Origin of the sequence: Ginsengibacter hankyongi, assembly GCF_008710285.1 — a bacterium.
GTDB classification, from domain to species: Bacteria; Bacteroidota; Bacteroidia; order Chitinophagales; family Chitinophagaceae; genus Ginsengibacter; species Ginsengibacter hankyongi.
In genome coordinates, this window is sequence record NZ_VYQF01000001.1 from 612,610 (window position 1) to 637,654 (window position 25,045).

A 25,045-nucleotide genomic window follows, 5' to 3' on the forward strand; every position below is an offset into this window, starting at 1 on the left:
AACCTTTAAAGGTAGTAATGTTATGTCATTACCGCAAGGCACAAAAATGACTTACGGGTACAAAAGATATTTTTTTCTCATGGCTTTATATTTTGATAACGCAGGCTCCCATGAATCATGTATTTCCTTGACAGATTTTCCCTCCATAATTTGTTTTTTAAATTCAGCGTCGCCGGAGAGCCCGTCAATGTTGCCCATTTGCTTGCTTTGTGAGCGGTCGAAAAATTTATCTTTATAGGGATACGCTTTATACAATTCTATCATCCATTGCAGATTAATTCTTTTGGTTTTTCTAAGGTCGTTAATATTATAATTTCTAAGGTCAATGCCATAGCAGGCTTCGTTCATGTGCAATGGAGTTTCGCTCATGCCAGGTAAACTAACCGGCGTAAACGAAAAAGTGTACTTATCTTTTAACGCAGGTGCACCCAACACGGTAAATGGAAAATAAGTACCACGGCCCAAGTTAATTATGGTGCCTTCAAATAAACAAACGGAAGGATACAGCATTACGCTTTGTTGTGTATTTAAATTGGGTGACGGTTTTACCGGCAGCGTGTACGGCATATCGTGAGTATAGTTGGCCACCGGGATAATTTTCAATTTACATTTCATTTTATTAGCCAGCCAACCTTCGCCATTTATCATTTGTGCAAATTCGCCAATCGTCATGCCGTGCGCTATAGGAATAGGAAACCTCCCGATACCAGAGGCTAAATGCATGTCAAGCACCGGGCCATCTACCAGGTAACCGTTAGGATTTGGGCGGTCTAATACCAATAATGGCTTATCGTTTTCTGCGCATGACTCCATTACTTCCTTCAACACGTTTATATAAGTATAAAACCTGCAGCCCACGTCCTGTATGTCGAATATCATAACATCTACATCGGCAAGATCCGTAGCGGACGGCTTGTGCTTAGCTCCATATAACGAAATTATTTTTATACCGGTAGCAGAATCTCTCTCATCTCCTACCCTGGCGCCATTGCTGGCATTACCTCTGAAGCCATGTTCCGGGCCAAATACTTTTACAATATTTATTCCCCGCTTAATAAGGCTGTCTATTAAACTCCTTTTGCCAATGATGGTAGTGGGATTTGCTAATACAGCAACCCGTTTATTTTTCAGATAATCAATGTATTTTTCGGTTTGATCCGCGCCGGTAATTATCATTTTTTTATCGTGCTTTTGCGGGCCTTTATCAAAGCTTAATACCACGGCAGTTGCGGCTATCAACAGTAAGGCAATTAATATTTTCATAGATAATTTTATTTACAATAGTGTACTTAATTTTTTTATAAAAATTAAATATGAAAGAGCAAGTGATACAAAATATATTTTATCAGTATCAAATTTTAAATCTGGCTATTTCTTCAAACTTAACGCATTTATTTTTCCCAATGATGAAGGCAACTAGTCATCTTCATAAAAAAAGAGGATACATTGCTATATCCTCTTTTTTTAATCGTTTAATAAATATTATTTAAAATCAGCATCGTTTAAACCACTGTTTATCTTTATATCTGTTATTTTCAGTGGAATGTCAACAGCCTGTGAAATGTTTTCTGAATAAGGAAACATAATTCCATTTACTTCTTTATAATTAGAAAAGCTAATAGCGCTGGGTCCGTCACCCGAAGTAGATTCCTTGCGTATTTTTAAGCCGGTTGCTGCATCAAAATATTCTTTGGAGCTAATTCCTGAAGGTGATGTTATAGTTATTACATAGGCATCTTTATCATCGATATTTTCCATTACCGGCGCTAACGTTAACGTGTAACCGGGCTTTGAATAATCTACTTCAGGAAAAGGCATTGACTGTTCCATTATTCTTTTCTTTGTTTCATCATCTACCTGCCGTGACTGGCCCATTGAGGAAATGCTTACGCTATCGCCGTTAACCAATGTTTTTTGCACAACCATATTAGAAGACGACAAAGTAATTGCCTGCAGTATATGATCTGGCGCTTTGTATTTATAATCCAGTTTTATATCCTGTCCCTGCACACTTCCCGTAGCTGTGTAGGAGATATCTTTAAGGTCTTTAATTTTATCTGCGCCACCGATAGCTTTTAAATAGGAATTTACTACATCATTCGCTGACATGCCCTGTGGTACAGGCTTAAGCGGTGCCCCCGACATTGTATTGTTGGAAGGATTAATATCCGGGAAATCATGGTCGGGATCAATAGTAACCTTTTTTATTTTTGCCGTTGATGGGTAATGGAAAGTCCATTCACCACCACGTTGCCAGATTTCTACCGGCAATGTCAGAGAGTCTGTTTTACCATTTTCCTGTTCAATAAGCAAGGGCACAGGAAGTACCATCTGCTCATGGTTTACCAAAGTAATTAACGCACCTTTTGCAGGGTCGTTGTCTACATATTTTATTTTAGTTATTCCCTGGTCAAGTTTTGAATTGGTAAAAAACCATCCACGCCAGAAATAAGAAAGATCTTCGCCACTTACATTTTCCATCGTTCTGAAAAAATCCCAGGGAGTAGGATGTTTAAAAGCCCAACGGCTAATATATGTTCTAAAAGCAGAGTCAAACCTTTCTTCGCCGAGGATATGATACCTGAGAATATCCAGTCCGGCTCCAGGTTTTTCATAAGCGGCAATTCCCAGAAAACTTTGCTGGGTCACATCCGGAATCGTCATAATAGCATCGGCATCTTTCTTAAAGATATAAGGCGCCATGCGTTGTAAATTTGTTTTACTATTGAATTCCCCGTTATTAAAAACTTTTGTATCTACGCCATTAATAAAGGTGTTAAATCCTTCATCCATCCACGGATATTTGCGCTCATTAGAGCCAACGATCATCGGGAACCAGTTATGCCCAAACTCGTGGTTAGTTACGCCCCATAAGCCACCAGCCTTGCTTTTCCAGGAACAAAAAACAATTCCCGGGTATTCCATTCCTCCAACTATGCCTGCAACGTTAGTAGCAGACGGATACGTAAATGGAAACCATTCTTTGGAATATAATTCTATTGCGCCTTTCACAAATTCTGTTGATCTTTTCCATGCACTGTCACCAGCACTTTCAACGGGATAAACTGATTGTGCCAATGCCTTTTTTCCACCGGGTAAATTAATGCGTGCAGCATCCCATATAAAAGCTTTAGAGGCAGCCCACGCTATGTCTCTCGTATTGTTACACACAAAATGCCACGTGAGGTTGGCCTTGGCCGGGTGATATGAGGTGCCACCTAATTCATTGGCGCCAATAAGAGTAATAGTCTTATCACTATTCTTTGCCTGTGCAAGTCGGCTTCTTACCGTTGAAGTAAGAACTTCTGCTGGATTTTGCAACTCGCCGGAACCTACTAATACGAGATCAGATGGTGCTGTAATTGTATAATCGATATTTCCATATTCAAGATAGAATTCACCTGCGCCGAGGTAGGGCAAAGTATTCCAGCCTTCAATATCATCATACACGCACATGCGCGGATACCATTGCGCTATTTCATATATCCAGCCATTTTTAGTATCCAGCCTTCCCATGCGGTCAGTGCCATATTGCGGCACCGCAAAGGAATAATTAATCTTTAACTGTACGGTTCCTGATTTTGCAGGCAGTGTTTTAGGAAGCCATACCTGCATACGCGTATCCGAAACTTTATATTTTGCTTTGGTGGTGGCGCCATTCATTACCACTTCGACAGAAGATAATTCATCGCCGTTGGTAAATGACTTGTTAGCCCAGCGGCCGCCAGTGATCAATGAAGTAGCCTGCGCCCGGCTATCTTCCCTATAAATATTTTGATCAACCTGCAACCATAAAAAGTTCATAGCATCGGGGCTATTATTTTTATAAGTTATCACCACAGAGCCTTTCAAAATTTTTTGGGCTGTGTCAAGCGTAGCCACAATTTTATAATCAGCCCTGTTTTGCCAATAAGCAGGGCCAGGTTGCCCGCCAGCGCTACGGTATTCATTACCGTTAGATGGGTAGAACAGAGGAGCGAAAGCTATATGTTGGTCATAATGCGAAGCAGTGTCTGTTTGCGAATAGACATTGCTGCCAGCCAACATAAGCAAAAACAATACAAGAGTTAAATTTTTCATATATACATTATAAGTTAAGGCGGCTAAGTTATTGGTTTTTCCCAAAGTTTTAAGTCAATTAATTCCTAATTGAATAATTAAAGGATAAATGGTTTTTTCTTCTAACACACCTTATTTTCCATGCTTTTAATCGAAACAAGCAGCACATTTATCTGCCCGAAATGGTAATAATCATGTTCAAGAATTCCATTAATAAGATACAGGAAGGAGTAACTACGAAGAGGAACAATTGAATGTCATCTTTCAACAGGAAAGTTTTGGATTGCGGTTAAAAGTTTTGGCGGCAAACTTCGAAATCGTTTTGTATGGTAGGCCAGTGCTGAGGTTCGGCCCAATCTTGCAGGGAATTATCTTCAATATCAAATTCATCATTGCCTGTTAACTTTTGCACGCAAAAATTTCTCCAAGCGATGATGTGAACTACCAACTCCGCTACAGAATGTGAATGACCGGCAATTTTTTTAAACGCCACTGATTTTCTGCGTAAGAAAAAATATTTTCCCCAATTTTTTCCGTCACCCACGATTTGCCATTATATAAACCATCTAACTGCTGCAATAAGTTGTCAATTACACCTTTTATCTCTTTATTATCTTTCATAATTAACTATTAATAGTCAGAAATGACATCTATAGCTCTATAATTTTTGTGCTTCTTCCTGGCTGGCATATTCTTCTTCAGGCTCCGGCAGCACTTTTACTACTGAATTTTGCAATGAAATAACCGATGATGCAGAATACAATCCAATAGCATTGCCTGAATAAGTATAATCCATTAACGTAAGCTTTATTACACCATCTATAGAAAGCTCGATATAACGGCCATACCGTATCAGTTTAAATTGAAAAGAATTTTTTCTATCGATATTAAACACGCCTGACTGTATATCGGTAAAAATAAAATTCTGCCGGTTGTTTAATGGGTTAAACCCCCAGGCTCGTATTTGCAATAATCCGTTAGCAACATCAAACGAAATAAAATAACCATTTCCATCCGGATCAATATCACTCACCAATCCAAATTTACCCATACCCTCAACCGTTAATACCCCCTCCCAACTAAAACTTGGTGAAGGTTTTTGAAAACAAAATATTTCATAACCACTCCTTGATCCGCAGGTCCATTTGGATGGCTCTATGCTTGAAGAGGCAGTAGAGTTTGAAAGTAAATGATCTACTTCCCCAAATTCGCTTTGGGTGATTATTTTCATTACCATCGTCTCCCAGCGGTAATAGCTCTTTAAAACCAACCTGCCTTTCTTATCTGTATCCAGTTCTTTCGGCGGAGGCAATACACGGAGTGCATCAATTTTGCCGTAGGCATAGAAAAAATTATAGATTAATAAATGTTCTCCATCCTGCACAATACGGGCAGCATAATTTCCCTGTGGCAATAGTACATCTGCATGAAAGGAATGATACTCGCCAAAAAAGTCAGAAGCAAACCAGTAGCGAACTTTTATATCCTCCCTTATAGAACCAATAATGTAAAACCGGTCATTTAACTTAAACACGCAAGGGCATTCTATATCATCATATACCCTAGGGTATACTAACGGCGGCATCAGTTCAACTACGTCATTCGTGATCTTAACCAGTCCCACACAACCCCTGCGTGACACTGGTCCCGCAATACTTCGGGCACAAAGAAGCAGGTACACTTCACCGTTATATTCAAACCGGTAAGGATCCCGAAAGCTCAGCCATTTTCTCGGGTTTGTATTTTTTGTTTCATAAAAGATTCCTTTGGGTTCAATAGGATAAATATCTTTTTTGCTCTTTCTCCAGTCAATAAGATTGTTTGATTCTGCCAGTCCAATTCTCGAAATCACCCCACGATCCCTTCGTTGCAAGCCTGTATAATACATTTTAAATTTGCCCTGCGCTTTACACACGTCCATCGTCCAAAGCATGTCATCGTCCCACTCCCCCGGGTTTCCGACAAACAAAGCATTGTTCACTCTTCTCCATGAAATACCATCTTTCGACACGGCATGCGCAATATAATCATGGTTTGGAATAATAAGATGAAACAAGTGATAAAATCCTTCGTGTACGAGCACCGTTATATCGCCAATTTCCCAATCACTGAATCCCGATCCTGAATACATATATCTCTTTCTGTTTAATCAAAATTAATTAATAAATATTTTGATGGTTTGTTAATAAAAATAATGCCTGAACTTAAAATACCATTCTACTAAAATGAAGTTTACCAACGGCAAACCGGCGTTTCAACTGATCTCGAAAAGCCGGTTAATTTGATTTTGTTATTTTTACACATACCTGACAATATGAAAAAAGATACTCATGAATGGATATTATATACAACTATTCAGCCCCCATGGGCTTATACGGTCTACAGATCCCGAAATTGGAAGAGATAAGGATACAGGCGGCCAAGTTAAATATGTTCTTGAATTAGTTGAAAACCTTTCACAGCATCCCGAGGTACGAAAGGTTGATCTTTTTACCCGCAGAATTATAGATAAACGTGTCTCTTCTTCTTATGAAAAAAGTATTGAAACCATAAACGAAAAGGCCCGCATAGTAAGGGTCTCCTGCGGGGGCAATTCTTATCGTCAAAAAGAAACCTTATGGGATCACCTGGATGAGTTTATTGATAAAACAATTCGTTTTATAGAAAAAGAAGATGACTTTCCTGATGTAGTTCATGGCCATTATGCAGACGGCAATTATCTTGCCGCACAAATTAGTGAAGTATTTGGAGTACCGTTTATTGCTACCGGGCATTCACTCGGACGTAATAAAAAAAACATATTATTACGGGAAGGACTATCCGAAGAAAAAATAAATGAGAAGTTCAATATAGAACGACGCATAGATGAAGAAGAAAGCCTGCTGAAAAATGCGGATGTAATTATCGTAAGCACGCAACATGAAATTGATACGCAGTACGGTTTGTATAACAATAAAACTGCAGGAAGGTTTGAAGTGATTCCGCCGGGAGTAAATACCGGGCTATTCTATCCCTTTTACAGGTATGATATGCCCTCTTTTAAAATGACCATAGAACAGGAGCAGGCATTGTACCGCATCAATTCAGATATAGAACGTTTCTTATTCAATCCTGCAAAACCATTGATTCTGTCCATTGGCCGTGCAGATAAACGTAAAAATTTTGAAAGACTTATTCAATCCTATGGTCAGGATAAAGAATTACAGGCAATGGCAAATCTTGCCATATTTGCCGGGGTAAGAAAAGACATTACACTTATGCCCCCTGATGAACAGGACATCTTAACGAACCTGTTATTGTTGCTTGATAAATATGACTTGTATGGTAAAATGGCAATTCCAAAAAAGAATGATCCAACACTTGAAGTGCCGGAAATATACCGTGTTGCCGCAAGAAAAAAAGGCGTTTTTGTAAATGCAACACCGGGAGAAAATTTTGGTCTCACTATTGTAGAAGCCGCTGCCTGCGGACTCCCTGTAATAGCATCGCCCACGGGTGGCCCCAAAGAGATACTGGAACATTGTGATAACGGTTTACTCGTAGACGTAGAAGACCCTGCGGAAATTGCCAATGCGCTTAAAAAAATAATAGCCGATCAGGCCTTGTGGGAAAAATATTCTGGCAATGGAATAAAAGCCGTTGACCATTTGTATTCATGGTCTGCGCATACGAATAAATACATTGAAATTATTGAAAATCTATTTCGTCAAAAAAATACAGAAGCGTCAACTTTTATTCATAAAACTGCTTACGGCAGGAAACTGGCCAAAGCAAAACTTTTTATTATTTCAGATCTTGATGGCACATTAGCAGACGGAGAAAAATCTGATGGGTTAACCGAATTTAAAGAATGGATCGTAGCTAATAAAGAAAACGTAGTGTTTGGTGTGGCAAGCGGAAGAAACAAGGAAATTACTGAACAGGCTTTTAAAACCTATGATATGCCGGTCCCCGATATTTTAATATGCTCGGCAGGTTCAGAAATTTATTATACCGAAAAATTTATACAGGATAACGGATATGAGAGTTACATAGATTATCAATGGAAGCGTAATGAATTGCAAAATGCGTTATCAAAATTCCCGGGTATTCGTTTACAGGAACCGGCCGCCCAATGGCGGTTTAAACTTAGTTATTATGTAGATGATGATTTTACCCAGGATGACCTCGCGGATTTATATAAGTTCCTGGATGACCGTAAACTCCGGGTTAAAATGTTACTCACTGAAAATCATTTCCTGGACCTCCTGCCATTCCGCGCCAGTAAAGGAAGTGCAGTGCGTTACCTGGGTTATAAATGGAAAGTGGACCTGGAAAATTTTATAACAGCAGGCAACAGCGGTAATGATATAGATATGCTAAAAGGAAAAGCGAAAGGAATTGTAGTGGCAAACTATAGCCCCGAGCTGGAAGAATTACGAAAGAACAAACTGATTTATTTTACCAAAGAGCCATTGGCAAAAGGCGTATTGGAAGGTATTAAATACCACATTTCGTCTATGGATTTAAATCTTAATTGAGAATTGGCTATTCTTGCAACAATTCAGAATTAAAACAGGAAGGTCTCGAACAAGCCTCGATATTTAACCGTTAGTATATCGTTTACAACTCATCATTCGCAAACACCATTCTAAAATCTGTTACTCCGATCTTAGACTCTTCACCGGATTTGCGATTGCCGCTTTAATAGTCTGAAAGCTCAATGTAAATAATGCGATAGTAACCATGATTCCAATGCCAAGCACAAAAATCCACCAACTTATATCAGTGCGATACGCAAAGTTGGCCAGCCACTTGTTCATTCCTATCCATGCCAGCGGTGCGGCAATTATAAAAGCTATAGCAATCAGTAATAAAAAGTCTTTTGTAATTATAGCAACAATATCGGGTACCGAGGCGCCTAAAACTTTTCTTACTCCAATTTCTTTCGTTCGTTGCGAAGTTGTATAAATAACAAGGCCAAGCAGGCCGAGACAACTGATAAAAATGGCCAAGCTTGTTGCCCACATCAGCAGGCTTGAAATATGCTTTTCCTGGTCGTAGTACTTTGCAATGTCCTCGTCAAAAAACTTATAATCAAAATCATCGTCGGGAAAAATTTCTTTCCATGCTTTTTCAATTTGAGCGATAGTAGTCTTCCATGCCTTGCCATCTGCGCTCTGTGGCATCAGCGCTATATTAATTGTTCTTGCACGGTTAATACCGTTGGCTATCACCAACGGCTTAATTGGATCATGGAGAGAATGTTGATTAAAATCTGCTATAACTCCGGTTATAGGAATTTTATTCAGAAGCTTACCTACCGCCTGATCTAATTTGTGGAAGCCCAAAATATGGGCGTATGTTTCGTTAATGAGATACTCACTTGTAGTATCGCTCTGAGAAATATTCGATCCTGCCAGTAATTTTATTTGGAATAATTTAATATAGTTTGTATCTGCTATTTTTATCTGAGCATCTGTGTTCACTTCCTTCTTTCCATCTTTGTATTTAATGGTTTGGCTCCACGTACTGTTTGATGAGGGCGGGCTGTTGCTTAAACTCGTCATCCTGATGCCCGGAATGCTGTTAAGTTTATCCATGAAAACAAATTTGTGGCTTTTTACAGTGTCATAGTAGTTCATACTTAAATGTATGATTGCATCTTTCTTAAAGCCCATATTTTTATTGAGAGAATAAGTTATTTGTTTACTCACCAGAATAGTAGCCATAATAAAAACCTGGGCGATTACAAACTGTGATATCGTCAAAGATTTGCGCAACCAGGCATTGCGGGTTTTACCGGTGTTTGCATATGCATGGTTCTTCAAAACCAATACAGGCTTATATCCTGAGAGAATCATTGAAGGATAAAAACCAGCTAAAATTGTAACCACAATTATAAGCATCAACAGAAAAAGTAAAATACCGGGATGAGTCGTCAAACTAAAATGAAGCCCATCAGGAATAAACCCTGAAAATGCCTTTAAAATTAATGGAGTTAAAAAGACCGACATAACGGTAGCCATAAATGTAAGCAAAAATGTTTCACTAAGAAACTGGACGATTAACTGCTTTTTTGAACTGCCTAATGTTTTTCGAATTCCAATTTCTTTTGCCCTTTGAGCAGCATGCGCTGTTGTAAGATTTATAAAATTGATACAGCCAAGCAATAGCAAAAATATTGCAACAGCAAGCAAGCTATATAAAGTAGGTTTACTGGCAAGTGGCAAATCATACCCACCATAATCTGAATTAAAATGCAGGTCACTTAATGGTTGCAATTTGAAAGATGATTTGCTTTTATCATCAGGATCAGGCTTATTGTTTTTTTTATACAAGGCATACATAGCCGTTTCAATTTCTTTGGGTTTCCTGCCTCGTGATAGTTTTACCAACAACTGAGACGCAGAGCTTGTATTGCCCCACTCAGTCCAATCTTCGGGTGTCAAGCTTGCATTTTCTAACGTAGCTCTTGATATAAAAGTTGAGAACGTAAAATCGGTATTTTGCTCAATATCTTTTACAATACCTGATACTACAGCGGGAACCGTATCATTAAAATAAATTCGTTTACCAATAATTTCCTGTGGCAAAAGTTTTGGAAAATATAATTTGGCAACATTTTCAGCAAGTACGGTTTGGTAGGGTTGGCTTAAAGAAGTTTTTGCGGAGCCAGCTAACCATTTATAACCGAGCAGGTTCATAAAGTCCTCATTTACGAAAACGACATTTTTCTGGTGCTTAAAAACTACCGGATCTTTTGCTGAAGGAATGCTGGCCTTCACGTCATCAACAGTACGAAAGGGAACAACTGCTTCAAGTCCCGTTAGCTCCTTTTTTACAGCCGGCCCCAATGGTGATGTAACGCCGGAGTTGCGATATACTTCGCCTGAGAAAATAAAATTGGATACAACTCGATAAATGCGATCATTATCTTTTTCAAACTTGTCAAAAGTAAAATGATAATTAACGAGCAAATAAATAACCAATGATGCACTGATACCAATGGCCAGGCCGAGTACATTAATCAGGGAAAAAATTTTATTGCGTCGAAAGTTTCTAAGCGCAGTTTTAAAATAATTTTTTATCATCATAGTTTATTATTCTGATCTTAAATTTTTTACCGGGTTATTTCCCGCAGCCTTGTAGGTCTGTGATATAATTGTAAAAAGACCTATTGATAATAATAAAGCGAAACATAATAACAGACTAAAAATTCCGAAACTAACCCGTGAAGCAAAATTTTGTAATAATAAAAATCCTGCTGTGTATCCTATGGGCATTGCAATAAACCCCGCAATAAATAAAAGCTTAATAAATCTTTTTGATAACATCCGTACTAATTGTTGCTCGCTTGCGCCAATTATTTTTCTTATGCTTACTTCTTTTTGTTTTACTTCAATTGAATAAACAACAACGCCAAGTAAACCCAAAGTTGCAATGGCTACCGCTATAATTGCGAGGTAGCCCAACAGGGAAACGGTAGCGGCTTGGGAATTATTTTTATCAATATCATCGTTTAGCCATGAGTAGGTAAATGGCTGATCGGGCGTAAATGTTTTCCATTCACTTTTTATATGATTTGAAATTAAATCCTTCTTGCCCGGACCAGTAACCACATATAAATAATTGTAAGCATTCTCTTTGTTTCTAAAAGCTAACGGAGCAACGGGCTTGCCCGCATTTTCATAACTAAAATCTTTTACCACACCAGCAATCTGCAGTTTGGTTGAATCATTGATCGAGAGTTTTTGGCCCGGCGCATCTTCAATTTTACGAATGCCAAGGGCATGAACCGCTTTTTCATTCAGGATAATATATTGCTCGCCGTTTACATTAGATGCCGAAGGAAAATTATTACCAGCAATAAAAGGTATTTTCATAGAAGGAATAAATTGCTCATCAGCATAATAATAATTGAGAGACAATGCATCCTTTTTATTTCCGATCCAAACCGGCATACTCATGCCTTGAAAATGTTTTCCAAACTGTGATGACATGGCGCAGACAGATTCAACACCGCTTACCGTACTTATTTTTTGCGCCGCAATTTTTTCATCAACGCCTTGTAGCGGCATTACCATCACATTATCTTTTCTAAAACCAGGGCTCGCTTTAGCCATAAAAGAGAACTGGCGGTAAAAAGCAAACAGAAAAATAATAATGATAAGCGACAGGCTGTATTGAAACACAATCAACGCCTTTTGCAAACTAACCTTACCCAATATTTTTGCCGTTGATAAATTCTTCAACACACGTAAAGGCTTAAACGAAGATAATATCCAGGCAGGCGATGCACCTGCAATTAGCCCCGTGAATACCGCAAAGCCCGCCGACCAATAAACGAGCGTAGCATTATAATGAGCCGTTGAAGGTATAAACTCATAATCGTCGTTGAAAGGCGCATAATGAATAATAAAGGAAAGAATAAGCCAAGCAAATGAAAGCGCAGCAAAGGCCAGTAAAACTGATTCGACAATATATTGTGTAAACACCTGGCGGCGGCGGGCTCCCACGATTTTTCTTATACCGACTTCTTTGGCTCTTGTTAATGCTCTCGCGATAGTGAGATTAGTATAATTAAAACATGCAGCCAATAAAATTAACAGCGCCACACCTATTTCAAAATATAATTTAGTCCACGAACTGCCATTGCCGATATCGTTACTTAACCCATCGGTGCCGGGTGTAATTTTGTCAATACGCTGAATGCCAAACGAAGTGGCTCCAGCTTTGTTTATTTTATTTAACTCATTGGAAACAGATCGCAAATTTTGTGAAAGGCTTGACAGGTGCGCATTTTCTTTTAAGAGCACATACGTATAAGCTGTATTAAATGCGAACCAGTCAGCTGATTTACCGGGAAGAATTTTATTTTTTTCCAAATTTGCCACGCTGCTGAAAGATGCGAAGGCATCGTAATTAATATGAGACTTGCCAGGTATATCTTCAAGAACCCCGCTGATGACGAAATCGTCACCGTTTTCCATACTAACGACCTGGCCTATGGGATTTGTTGCACCAAAATATTTTAACGCTGTTGACTTATTAATCACAACTGAGTTAGGCATTTGCAGCGCTGTCTGTTCATTACCGGATGATAACTGAAATCCGAACACTTTGAAAAATGACGGCTCAGTAAATGCCCCGTTAAGATATAATTCTTTTCCGGCAGCGGTTGCTTTACCATTAAAAGCCGGGTATATGTTTACAGCCTCTTCTACAAAGCTGCTTTCTTTTAAAAGTTCATCATATAGCGGCAATGGGGTGCTCGCCATTTTCCATGTCTCCGCGTTTTTCTTTGCATAACCACTGGTAACACGGTAAGTTCTGTCGGGATGCGGATGAAAATTATCATAACTCAATTGATCCTGCAGGCGAATCATAATCATTAACCCAACGGACATGCTTAGCCCAAGACCAAAAATATTAATGAATGACGTAAGCCTGTTTTTCGATAATGTTCTAACCGCAATTTTAATATAACTCTTAAGCATAAACTAAGTATTTAATTTGCACATAAAACGAAAAACTTTTAGGTCACGATTCAAACCTCATGTTTAAAACTTTATTATTGTTACTCGCTTCTCAAACTTTTTACCGGACTAGCTACGGCCGCCTTTATTGACTGGAAACTGATTGTAGCCAAAGCAATGAAAACAGAAAGCAATCCTGCCAATGCAAAAACCCACCATTTTATATTTATGCGATAAGCAAAATCCTGTAACCAGTTGTGCATAACAAACCATGCCACAGGCGACGCAATTATAAAAGCTATTAACACCAGTTTGATAAAGTCCTTTGAGAGCAGCAGCACAATATTGGAAACGGATGCACCTAACACTTTTCTTACACCAACCTCTTTTGTACGTTGAGCCGTAGCCAACAGTGACAAGCCAAATAAACCAAGACACGCGATAAAGATTGCAAAGCCTGCGAAGATCCCAAACACTTTTCCGAACAATTGGTCATCAATGTACTGCCTGTTGAATTTTTCATCAACAAAATAATAATCGAAAAAATTACCCGGGAAAAAAGTGGCATACTTCGCTTTTATAGAAGCTATTGTAGATGCCACATCTTTCGAACTTACTTTTACTGATATGGGATTATCGGTGCCATAACTCGGCAAAAATATAGTTGGTTCCAGGGGATACCGTAAAGACTTTTGGTGCACATCATTAATAACCCCGACGATGTCAAAATTTCTTCCAAAAGCCTTAATTGGCTTACCAATTGCTTCGCGGTTGGAATGAAATCCAAGTTGCGTGGCCGCAGTTTTATTGATCATAATATTATGCAGTTTATTCCAGTTGGGATTAAAATCTGTATTAATAAAATTTCTTCCAGCCAGCAATTTAATGTCATAGACGTTTATAAAATCTGCATCAATACTTTCATTGCGCATAGTAAACCTGCTTTCGGTGTTAGCATCAGTTCGTTGAATGTTAAACGCTCTTGACAATTCATCGCCTGCAATTCTGCCCGTCACGGAAGCCCCTTTTACATTTGGTATTTGATTCAGTTCATTTTTAAAACTATTCTCCCTGCTGATAAAAGTCGAGTCCCACCGCGTAAGTATCGGCGGCTTCACTACCAGTATTTGAGACAGGTTCATGCCGAGGTCCTGTTGATTCAAATATCTTATTTGTTTGTACACTACAAATGAACCTATAATAAGCGTCACTGTTATGGCAAATTGACCCACAACTAATATTTTGCGAAATAAAATTCCTTTAGCAGAAGTGGTAAATTTTCCTTTCAAAACCAATATAGGTCTAAACGCAGATAATATTAACGCAGGGTAAAAGGCTGAACCCGTTATGCCGATAAACATAAGGGCAACAATGCCAACGGTAATTCCATAGCCACTCAAACCGGTTGAGAATAAATATACCATCGATAATTGATGGCCTGTTAAACTATTGAATCCCTTCTGTGCAATAACCACCATTACAACGGCAACAGATAAAGCCAGGAGATTGATGATGATTGATTCTGTAAGAAATTGGCGAATTAACTGCATCCTGGTGGCGCCAGTGACTTTACGGATGCCCACTTCTTTTGCCCGTTCCATCGATTTTGCAGTTGAGAGATTGATATAATTTACCCATGCAATAATTATAATCAGCACGGCAATGATAAACAAACCCCAAACTACAGTAGCGCTTCCTGTTTTACCAATTTCATACTCATAATCAGAATATAAATGAGCTCTCGTTAAAGGCTGTAATAAAAACTTTTCATCGCTGCCGCTTACCTTATCACCATGAAAATATTTCTGACTAAAGGCAGTTAGTTTTGCTTCCAGCTTTTTATAATCGGCTCCGTGTTTCAATTCTATATAATGCCAGAAATCCGAATCTGTAAAATCATTATTAGCTTCTTTCCAATTACCATTTCCGCCACTATACAATGTACTGTATGAAACGAGCAAGTCAAACGACAAGTGAGAATTTTCCGGAACATCTTTGCAAACAGCAGTTACTTTATAAGGCATCGAGTCCCTGGAGATAACAATTAATTTTCCGATTACTGGTTGAAAATTATTATTCGTAATGGCAAACAGTTTGCGTGCAAGCTTCTCAGTTAGTATTACTTCATTTGGATTCTTTAGCCCGTCTTTTCCATCGCCCGTGGTGATGGGATAAGAGAACATAGAAAGAAACGAATTATCCACCGCCAGGACTGATTGCTCTCCAATTTTTTTATCGCCATAGGTCAACACCATTTCTTTAAACGGTTCCACCCCGGTATTATTAATTACTTCAGGATAATCATTTCGCAATGCCGGACCAACGCCAGAATAGGTAATGGTGCCGTGCTGCAATAATTTCCCATGTTGGTAACGATCGTTGGTAACACGGTATAAGTCCGCAGCGTTTTTATTAAACCGGTCATAGCTTAACTCAAAGCTTACATATTGGAGTATCAACAAGCAAGCGGTCATACCAATAGCAAGCCCTGCGATATTGATGACAGAAAAAGTTTTATTTTTTCTTAAATTTCTCCACGCGACTTTGAAATAATTTTTCATCATATAAAATCATTTAGGCGTATACTGTAGTGATGCTGGTATAAAAAATTATTCCGTTCGTAAGCTTTTTGCCGGGTTTGCTACTGCGGCCTTTATGGCCTGGAAACTCACTGTGGCAAGCGCTACAATAATCACAAGCAAACTTGCCATAGCAAATAGCCACCAGTTCAAATTAATACGATAAGGATAATTTTGCAGCCATTTATTTGCCGTCATCCATGCAACCGGTATGGCAATCATGAGTGCAATAAAAACAAGCTTTAAAAAATCTTTCGAAAGAATGGTAACAACATTATTTACCGAAGCGCCTAGTACTTTTCGAATACCAATTTCTTTGGTTCGTTTTTCGGCAGATAAAACTGATAACCCAAACAGGCCAATACAGGAAATAAAAATCGTTAAGATGGCCCCAAATAAAATGATCTGTTTCCATTTAGCCTCCGATTCGTAATCTTTAAGTTTTTGCTCATCTTTAAACACATATGAATAAGGACTTAAAGGAAAATATTGTTTGAAAGTTCTTTGTATGAACTTAAGACTTTCAGTTTCGGAGCCCGGCTTTATTTTTATGTTGAACGTTCCATATAAATTATCATTCTTCATGGTGAATAATTGAGGACCTATTTTTTGATTCAATGCCAGGTAATGATAATCTTTTACCACGCCGATAACATGATAAATTTCATTGTTGTTATAAAAGAAGTTGACGATTTGTCCAATTGGATTTTTCCATCCAGCCTGTTTCACGAAAGTTTCGTTTACGAGTACAGCGTTAGTAGAATCTGACGGGAAAGCTTTGGAAAAATTTCTTCCTTGCACCAACGGAATTTTTAACTCAGGTATGTAGGCCTCGTCGACCGTTTCATAGTTAAAGTTGATCGATGAATCGTTGGCCAGCCTTGCTCCTGTCATCCACTGACCGCCATTCTTTGCTGCAACATCAACTATGTTTGAATTCTTTAATAGTTCAGATTTAAATATAGCTGCTTCACTATGTTTCACCTGATCCTTGTTCACTACAACAATATTGCTGTCATCATAGCCCAATTTAGTTTTTGTAAGAAAATTAAATTGCGCATAAATTGTAAACGTGGCAATAATTAAGAACGAAGCCAGGGCAAATTGCAACACCACCAACGATTTTTGCAAATAGCTTTTACCGGCCAGATTGAAGCGGCTGTATAAAGTTTGAACAGGGTTATAGCCAGACAAAACAAGTGCAGGATAGAAGCCCGCAAGCATGCCCGTTATAAGAAACAGCAACAGGTAACCTGCAATCAATTTTGCATCAAACAAATAAGAAATAGACAGCGCTTTATTGGACAATTCATTAAAAACAGGCAATATCAATTGCACGATTATTAATGCCAGGGAGAAGGCAATAAAACATAATAAAAACGATTCGCCTAAGAACTGGAATATTAATTGATTTCTGCCGCTGCCAACTACTTTACGAATACCGATTTCTTTTGCACGTTTTACAGAACGTGCCACAGTTAAGTTTACAAAGTTTATACAAGCTATGAGCAATACAAATAACGCAATGCCTGAAAGTATGTAGGAATACATCGGGTTACTTGCATTTGATAAGCCGTTTTGTGCAGGAAGTTCTGTATTCATGTGCATATCGGTAAAGGATTGCAGGTAATAAGTTCCCATGCCTGCATCAATGACGCCTCCAAATTTTTCCATCATTTTTTTATAAGTCGCTCCCGCATCCTTCATATAAAATTTCTGCATTTGGTTGTCGACTGTTGCCACATTGGTATTTGCATTCAAAACCACAAAAGTGTTCAGGAAAAAATTAAACCAGTTATCGTTGTCTTGTGCATCTGCATCAGACTCTTTAAATGGCAGCAACACGTTAAATTGTATGGAAGAATTTTGCGGACATCTTTTAGCAACAGCGGTCACTTTAAATGGAACAAAAACGCTGTCCTCTTTTATCATCATTATTTTATTAATGGCATCTGCTGTGCCAAACTGCTTCTTTGCAGCATCTTCGGACAACACAACAGAATGAGGTTCTTTTAAACAAGTTGCGGCGTTACCATTTAACAATGGAAAGGTAAATACAGAAAAGAAACCTGAATCAACGTGCAACACATCCTGTGACTGAATTTCAGCGCCACTTTTAATATCCTCCGCGCCGGTTTGAACACGAACGAATGATCTGATACCTGGAACGTTTTGTGTAAATCTGGGTCCTTGCAAAAAGCCTGTAACACCATCCTTATACTCTACACCGTTATGTTTGTTTTTTGATACTATTCGATAAATGTTGTTGACATTTTTATGAAACTTGTCAAAGCTTACTTCATCTTTTACATATAAAAGAATAAGCATGGCACAAGCCAGACCAATACTTAAGCCCGCAATGTTGATGAATGAATAAATTTTATTGCGGCGGAGATTTCTGAAAGCAGTTTTAAAATAATTTTTTAACATGAAATGTGATTTGCTATTTTATAATGTGTCTGATCTTTTACATTTACGGTTCAACATTATTCGCTTCTTAAACTCTTCACCGGGTTTGCTATTGCTGCCTTTATTGCCTGGTAACTAACCGTTAGTATTGCTATGATTATTGATAGCAATGCTGTACCCGCAAAAATCCACCATTCAACATCTACGCGGTACGTATAGGCTTGCAGCCATTTATTCATGGCATACCACGCAATGGGAGATGCAATAACAAACGAAATAATTACCAGCTTTAAAAAATCTTTTGACAGCAATGTTGTTATGCTGGTTACACTTGCACCCAGCACTTTGCGTACGCCAATTTCTTTAATGCGATTCTCCGCCATATAAGTTGCAAGGCCAAACAATCCGAGGCATGAAATAAAAATGGTAAGCCCTGCAAACAATCCTGCTAATGTTCCCGTACGTTTTTCCTGCTCAAACTTTTGCGCATACGCGTCATCAACAAAATGGTAATCGAACCCATATTGGGGATTATATTTATTGAATATTTGCCTTGCCATCTGCAATGCTTTACCTGTTGACATCGACGGGTTTAGCCTGTAATGAATTACATTGAACCAGCTTTTAGGGCCTGATACCATAAGCTGCTGTATTTTCTGGTAAGGCGATTCAAAAACAAAATCTTTTATAACGCCAACTATATGCCATTCATCCCCACCGTCTTCCCTTATGGTTGTGCCAACCGGATTTTTTAACTTCATAATGTTTACCGCAGTTTCATTCAACAGCATTGCATTAGAATCAGTAGGATAATTTTTAATATCAATATCTCTGCCTTCCTTTAGTGTAACGCCCATTGTTTTTACAAAGTCAGCATCAGACGAAAATCTTACAAAATCAGTTTTGTTATCACCCGGTTTGCTGCCGGGCCAGCTGAAACCCCAGCTATCGCTCCAGCGCTGTGTTATAGGGCTCATAGACTTTGTAACGGCAACAGCCGTGCCTGAACTGAGCAATTCGTTTTTTATGAGTTCATAATTTTTTTCATTATTGCCCTGTATAAAAGTGTACACCAGTTTATCTTTATCGTAACCGGCATCGCGGCTTTGCGCATATTTTATCTGGTGAACAACGACAATGGTACAAATGATTAAAGCGATTGCAAAAGTAAACTGCAATACCACCAGCACTTTACGTGGCGTTACTAATGCATGCGAAGCTTTGAAAGTTCCTTTTAAAACTTTTACCGGTTGATAAGACGAGAGATAAAATGCAGGATAACTACCGGCAAGCAAACCGGTGAATAAAATAAACCCAATGGCTATAACCCAGAAATAAGGATTGTCAAAATCAATATAGAGTTCTTTCCCTACAAGCGTATTATAACCACCAAGGCTTAACTCCACAATAATAATTGCGAGTACGCCTGCAAGAAAAGCAAGCAAAATACTTTCACTTATAAACTGGATAATCAAAGAATTCTTTTGCGCCCCAACTACTTTACGGATCCCTACTTCTTTTGCCCGTTTTTCACTTCGTGCGGTACTTAGGTTCATAAAGTTGATGCAGGCTATCAGCAGTATAAATGCAGCAATGATGGCAAATAGTTTTACCTGTTCAATTCTTCCACCTACATACTTTCCATTCTCCGATTTTGAGTAGAGCCATTGATCTCGGAAGAGTTGTGTAAATACCTGTGTGGTTGACGGAGACGAAGTATTTACTGTATGATTAATCGTTATGTTTTTAATCTTCGCATCAAATGTCTGCTGCGATATGCCGGGCTTTAGCAAAATATATGTTTGAATAGAATTGTTCACCCAGCTATCATCGTCCTGGTGAATCTTCTTCATGTAAGACCATGGCAAAAGGTATTCAAATTTAAAAACAGTATTATTCGGTAAGTCTTTCAATACACCGGTAACTTTAAAATTATCAACGCTGTCAATGCGTATCACTTTACCCATTGCTTCTTCGTTTCCAAACAATTTTTTCGCAAGTTTTTGAGTAATCACAAGGTTATAATCGCCGCTTAAAGCCTGTGTGGCATTGCCTTCCCGCAATGGAAAACTAAATACGTTGAGAAAGCCGGAGTCAACAAAATTGCCTTGAACATTCAAATGTTTATCACCAACGGTAAATAAAAAATTAGCAAAGTTGCTTCTTACCACATCTTCCACATCCGAAGCATAACTCAATTTAAGTGTTGGTCCCAATATCTTAGGTGTCGTAGACCACGCGAATACCTGGCCATTAAATTTATCGCGGTTGTTGGATGTATAGATACGATCTGACTTTGCATGAAATTTATCATGGCTCATTTCATTTTGGATCCATAACAAAATAAGCACAGCGCTTGCCATGCCTATGGCGAGGCCACTAATGTTAATAAAAGAAAAACCTTTATTGCGAAGAAGATTTCGGTATGCAATTTTGAAAAAATTCTTTATCATATAAACTCTTATAAAATATCGGGTGATGCCGTTAAAATTTATACAATGGCAATGCCGTTATGCTATTAAGATGATAATCAGGGAATAAGAACGAGATGAATGCCTATCACTGTACGATTTTGATACAGAATATGTTCGTTTTTATAGAACCAAATAGTTGAACGTCAAACGGATCAATCAATAAATAAAAGAATTACCGGTATTGAAATTTATTAATAAATATTTTCTCGAATAATTTATTATTTGCATTTTCAATTATTAATTTAACCTTTTAAGTGAAAAATAATTATAATGTCAAAATCACCAACTGCTAAAGCCACTGTAAAACAAAACAAACAACAGATTCTGCGGTATGCACATCCGTTCTTCACTGATATTGCACCTGAAAAAAGAAAAACTATTCCGGGCATAGGTAAACAGATGACTGATTATATCAGCACGAAATTGGAAAGTATACCACTACCACAAAGAGAACCTACGATGTCACTTGATGAAATTATCGGAAATGCTGGTGTAACAGAAATAGAAAATGCTAAGTCGATTATTTTTCATGCAGCAGGAGACACTGGACATGAAAGCGGTGTTATGCAGGAATTAGTGGCAGAGGCTATGTCTCTTGATTATAATATACATCATCCCGAAAAATCACCTGCATTCTTTTTGCATCTTGGAGATGTAAATTATTATGATAATACCGACCAGGGCTACCAGGCACAATTTTATATTCCTTACAAAAAATACCCCGGCAAAATAATTGCAATACCAGGCAATCACGATGGTGAATTATATACTTGGAAAGGAATAAGCAGTGGGCAAAAGACAACACTTGATGCATTCATAAGAAATTTTTGCCAGCCAAAGCCCGCTGTTCCACCAGCTGCGGGCACTATTTATCGCGAAATGATAAGTCAGCCAGGAGTTTACTGGGTTTTAAATACACCTTTCATAGATATAATCGGGCTATATTCAAATGTTGCTGAAGGGCCCGGATTTATATCAGCACCGTCAATCGGTAAAAAACAAAAGGACTGGCTTACAAAAACACTCATCAGAATAAAAAAAACACGGAAACAAAATTTAAGAAAAGCATTGCTGCTGGCAGTACATCATCCACCTTTCAGCAGCGGCGGACACAGTTCCAGTGTAGAAATGCTTAAAGATATTGATGACTGTTGTACAAAAAGCGAAGTATTCCCTGACGCCGTAATTGCAGCTCATGACCACGATTACCAGCGTTACACCCGTTTTATTTCTTTTAAAGGAAAAGAAGTATCCATACCTTATATAGTGGCAGGCTGCGGCGGCCATGGATTAGCATCAGGTTTAAAAAAAGCAGATGGCAGCAGAACCGGTGATCACACTTATGATAAATGCTTGCTTGGATATGGTTACCTTTTAGTAACAGCCACTAATTTACATCTGACAATAGAAATGATTGAGGTATTGCAAAATCAGCAGGGTTTTCAAAAGCAATCATTTGAAAAAATAATTGTCAATTTAAAAACAAATGGATTGGGCTGAAAAGAATTTTTTGCTCTGCCTTAAAAAATTTCGCGGACAAAAATCCCATATGACATATGATTCTTACACAATAATTAATTCGTGTAATATCAATCGGGTAATCTCTCCGGAAAGATCAAATCTTTTTTTTAATTTCTTAAATCCAAAGCTTAGCACTATTGATATTACTATTCACTTCTTAAACTCTTCACCGGATTTGCAATTGCAGCTTTTATTGCCTGGAAACTTACAGTTAATAAAGCGATCAATAAAGCAAGCACACCGGCTAAAGCAAAAACAGTCCAGCTTATTTTTACCCTGTATGCATAGCCATTAAGCCAATCATACATCATCCACAATGCAACAGGAAATGCGATAAGGCAGGATATGGCAACCAATAGTAAAAATTCTTTTGAAAGCAAGCTTGCAAGGCCTTTCACACTAGCACCCAACACTTTGCGGATACCAATTTCCTTTATTCTCTTTTCGGCAGTATAAGCAGCAAGCCCAAATAAACCAAGGCAGGAGATAAAGATGGCTAATATCGAAAACACGCTGGCCAATTTTCCAATCAACGTTTCTGTTTTAAATAATTTATCAAATTGCTGATCAACAAAACTGTAATCGAAAGGATAACCGGGATTATCATTTTTAATTACTGCTTCAATTTTTGAAAGCGCTGCGGGAAGTTGAGCGCCCGCTTTTATTCGAATAGATAAAACATTGCAATTTGAAGTATCGGAAAACAATATTAAAGGCGCAGCCGAAGCATACATATTATTATATACGAAATCCTTTACAACACCTACAATTGTATAGTTGGTATTTCCCTGCGTAACTATAGTGCCCAATACATTTTTCTTCTTGAGTATTTTAGCCAGCGATTCATTTATAATAACATTGCTGCTGTCAGTTTTTCCATCAGGATAAAAATTCCTTCCGTCTTTAAGATGCATCCCCATGGTGGCAGTATATTCGGGACTTACTCCTTCTACGGTTATTAATACTTGCTTCGAAGGATCTTTTCCTTCCCAGGTAAAATCGCCGGTGTTACTTCCAAGCTGTAACACCTGGCTATTGCTTAAAGCGGCATTTTCTATCACACCGGTAGATTGCAAATCATTTTTTATAACATTAAAATGCTGTCTCATTTTACCCTGCATATACATATACACAAGGTTTTGTTTATTATAACCAAGCTCACGGTCTTTTACATGGGTTATTTGCTGGTATATTATTATAGTAGAAATTATAAGAACAACCGAGATTGAGAATTGCAGAACAACAAGACCCTTCCTTATTAATCCGGCACTCCCGCCGGTCTTAATTTTGATTCCTTTTAAAACATATACCGGGTTGAAAGAAGAGAGATAAAATGCAGGATAGCTACCGGCAACTAAACCGCATATTAAAGCGATAAGCAATAATGCTCCTATATGATAAGGATTGGCAACGTTAACGGATAGTTGCTTTTCAACAAGACTATTAAAAGCCGGCAATGAAAGATATATAATACCAACAGCAAGTATTGCAGCGAGCACCGATGTAAAAATAGATTCGCCGATGAACTGGCTTATCAACTTTGATTTACCCGCACCCAAAACCTTTCTTACGCCCACTTCTCTTGCACGCTGCTCTGAACGGGCTGTTGATAAGTTCATAAAATTGATGCAGGCGATAATTAAAATAATCCATGCGATTAAACTGAAGAGGTTGACATACTTTATCCTGCCAGCAATTTCTTTCCCATTTTCAAAGCTGTCGTACATTCTCCACCTGTTCATAGGATAGATAGACATTTTTGCATTCGTCTCCTTTTGCTTGGTTTGAATATAGCCATATAACTTTTTGTTGATCTGTTCAACATTAGTATTAGGTTGAGTCTCCACATAAGTTACCACACCGTTATTGCCCCAATATTGCAACCATTGGTTCTGGTCTTCATATATTTTAAAAGGCGATAGCCAATCAAATTTGAATGAAACATTTTCAGGAAGATCTTTAATTACCCCTGAAATTATATATTCATCTTTGTTATCAACCTTCAGCGTTTTACCGATAACGTTAGTAGTACCAAAAAAGTTATTTGCCATCTTTTTTGAAACAACTATTGAATGCAATTGAGAAAATGCGTTGGTGGCATTTCCTTTTACAAACTGAAGTTGAAACATTTTCAAAAATGGCGAATCAACATATAATCCTTGCTGGTAAATCGTTTTGTCGTCCAATGAAAATAGAACGCTGTTACCCCAGGTTGTTCGTGCGGTATTTTTAATACCCGGCATTTCAGATTTTATTCCCGCTGCAAAAGGGCCGGGCGTTGCATCAAACGTAAATGTAGTGCCGTCGTAGGTTTGACGGTCTTTAACTTTGTAAAGATTATCCCTGTTGCTAAAGTAATGATTGAAGGTAAGTTCGTCTTCAACCCATAAAAATATTAAGCCGGCACAGGCAATGCCTATAGCAAGGCCACCAATGTTTAAAAAACTATATCCCTTATTTTTCCAAAGATTTCTGAACGTTGTTTTAAAATAATTTTTGAACATAAAAATGTTTTTAAAATTTTAAATATTGAATTTAAATGAAC

At 38.1% G+C, this 25,045-nt stretch carries 12 protein-coding genes; 2 read left to right on the forward strand and 10 right to left on the reverse strand.

The features are described 5' to 3' along the window. Nucleotides 1-51: 51 nt before the first annotated feature. The 4 genes from FW778_RS02630 to FW778_RS02640 form a co-directional block, all read right to left on the reverse strand. Nucleotides 52-1,263, reverse strand: coding sequence for an exo-beta-N-acetylmuramidase NamZ family protein (locus FW778_RS02630; protein ID WP_150413041.1), 1,212 nt, complete (start codon nt 1,261-1,263; stop codon nt 52-54). Nucleotides 1,264-1,482: 219 nt separating this feature from the next. Next, the gene (locus FW778_RS02635; protein ID WP_202552048.1) at nt 1,483-4,080 is read right to left on the reverse strand and encodes a M1 family metallopeptidase; all 2,598 of its coding nucleotides are present in this window, start codon (nt 4,078-4,080) and stop codon (nt 1,483-1,485) included. Nucleotides 4,081-4,512: 432 nt separating this feature from the next. Further along, nucleotides 4,513-4,680, reverse strand: a complete 168-nt coding sequence (locus tag FW778_RS23005) for a hypothetical protein (protein WP_202552049.1) — start codon at nt 4,678-4,680, stop codon at nt 4,513-4,515. A gap of 37 nt (nt 4,681-4,717) precedes the next feature. Then, on the reverse strand, nt 4,718-6,190 hold the full coding sequence (locus tag FW778_RS02640; RefSeq protein WP_150413042.1) for a glycoside hydrolase family protein: 1,473 nt from the start codon (nt 6,188-6,190) through the stop codon (nt 4,718-4,720). A gap of 199 nt (nt 6,191-6,389) precedes the next feature. Between FW778_RS02640 and FW778_RS02645 the strand changes: the two genes are divergently transcribed. Then, on the forward strand, nt 6,390-8,579 hold the full coding sequence (locus FW778_RS02645) for an HAD-IIB family hydrolase (protein WP_150413043.1): 2,190 nt from the start codon (nt 6,390-6,392) through the stop codon (nt 8,577-8,579). Between the two features lie 120 nt (nt 8,580-8,699). On the opposite strand, the gene FW778_RS02650 is transcribed toward FW778_RS02645, so the two are convergent. The 5 genes from FW778_RS02650 to FW778_RS02670 form a co-directional block, all read right to left on the reverse strand. Then, nucleotides 8,700-11,135: an ABC transporter permease gene (locus FW778_RS02650; protein WP_150413044.1), complete on the reverse strand. Its 2,436-nt coding sequence runs from the start codon at nt 11,133-11,135 to the stop codon at nt 8,700-8,702. Nucleotides 11,136-11,141: 6 nt separating this feature from the next. After that, nucleotides 11,142-13,538, reverse strand: coding sequence for an ABC transporter permease (locus tag FW778_RS02655; RefSeq protein WP_150413045.1), 2,397 nt, complete (start codon nt 13,536-13,538; stop codon nt 11,142-11,144). Between the two features lie 80 nt (nt 13,539-13,618). After that, on the reverse strand, nt 13,619-16,081 hold the full coding sequence (locus FW778_RS02660) for an ABC transporter permease (protein ID WP_150413046.1): 2,463 nt from the start codon (nt 16,079-16,081) through the stop codon (nt 13,619-13,621). A 45-nt stretch (nt 16,082-16,126) separates the two neighbouring features. Then, entirely contained in the window at nt 16,127-18,526 is a 2,400-nt protein-coding gene (locus tag FW778_RS02665) for an ABC transporter permease (RefSeq protein ID WP_150413047.1), read from the reverse strand. A gap of 56 nt (nt 18,527-18,582) precedes the next feature. After that, nucleotides 18,583-20,958, reverse strand: coding sequence for an ABC transporter permease (locus FW778_RS02670; RefSeq protein ID WP_150413048.1), 2,376 nt, complete (start codon nt 20,956-20,958; stop codon nt 18,583-18,585). 291 nt (nt 20,959-21,249) lie between these two features. Here FW778_RS02670 and FW778_RS02675 point away from each other — a divergent pair, with 291 nt between their 5' ends. Then, the gene (locus FW778_RS02675) at nt 21,250-22,479 is read left to right on the forward strand and encodes a metallophosphoesterase family protein (protein ID WP_150413049.1); all 1,230 of its coding nucleotides are present in this window, start codon (nt 21,250-21,252) and stop codon (nt 22,477-22,479) included. A gap of 167 nt (nt 22,480-22,646) precedes the next feature. Here FW778_RS02675 and FW778_RS02680 read toward each other — a convergent pair whose 3' ends face one another. Continuing rightward, nucleotides 22,647-25,004, reverse strand: a complete 2,358-nt coding sequence (locus FW778_RS02680; protein WP_150413050.1) for an ABC transporter permease — start codon at nt 25,002-25,004, stop codon at nt 22,647-22,649. Nucleotides 25,005-25,045: the final 41 nt, after the last annotated feature.

Excerpts from the sequence above, each read along its gene's own strand:
- FW778_RS02630 (WP_150413041.1), bottom strand. The coding sequence starts at position 1,263 with ATGAAAATATTAATTGCCTTACTGTTGATAGCCGCAACTGCCGTGGTA.
- FW778_RS02680 (WP_150413050.1), bottom strand. The coding sequence starts at position 25,004 with ATGTTCAAAAATTATTTTAAAACAACGTTCAGAAATCTTTGGAAAAAT.
- FW778_RS02655 (WP_150413045.1), bottom strand. The coding sequence starts at position 13,538 with ATGCTTAAGAGTTATATTAAAATTGCGGTTAGAACATTATCGAAAAAC.
- FW778_RS23005 (WP_202552049.1), bottom strand. The coding sequence starts at position 4,680 with ATGAAAGATAATAAAGAGATAAAAGGTGTAATTGACAACTTATTGCAG.
- FW778_RS02645 (WP_150413043.1), top strand. The coding sequence starts at position 6,390 with ATGAATGGATATTATATACAACTATTCAGCCCCCATGGGCTTATACGG.
- FW778_RS02635 (WP_202552048.1), bottom strand. The coding sequence starts at position 4,080 with ATGAAAAATTTAACTCTTGTATTGTTTTTGCTTATGTTGGCTGGCAGC.
- FW778_RS02665 (WP_150413047.1), bottom strand. The coding sequence starts at position 18,526 with ATGTTAAAAAATTATTTTAAAACTGCTTTCAGAAATCTCCGCCGCAAT.
- FW778_RS02650 (WP_150413044.1), bottom strand. The coding sequence starts at position 11,135 with ATGATGATAAAAAATTATTTTAAAACTGCGCTTAGAAACTTTCGACGC.
- FW778_RS02640 (WP_150413042.1), bottom strand. The coding sequence starts at position 6,190 with ATGTATTCAGGATCGGGATTCAGTGATTGGGAAATTGGCGATATAACG.
- FW778_RS02660 (WP_150413046.1), bottom strand. The coding sequence starts at position 16,081 with ATGATGAAAAATTATTTCAAAGTCGCGTGGAGAAATTTAAGAAAAAAT.
- FW778_RS02670 (WP_150413048.1), bottom strand. The coding sequence starts at position 20,958 with ATGATAAAGAATTTTTTCAAAATTGCATACCGAAATCTTCTTCGCAAT.
- FW778_RS02675 (WP_150413049.1), top strand. The coding sequence starts at position 21,250 with ATGTCAAAATCACCAACTGCTAAAGCCACTGTAAAACAAAACAAACAA.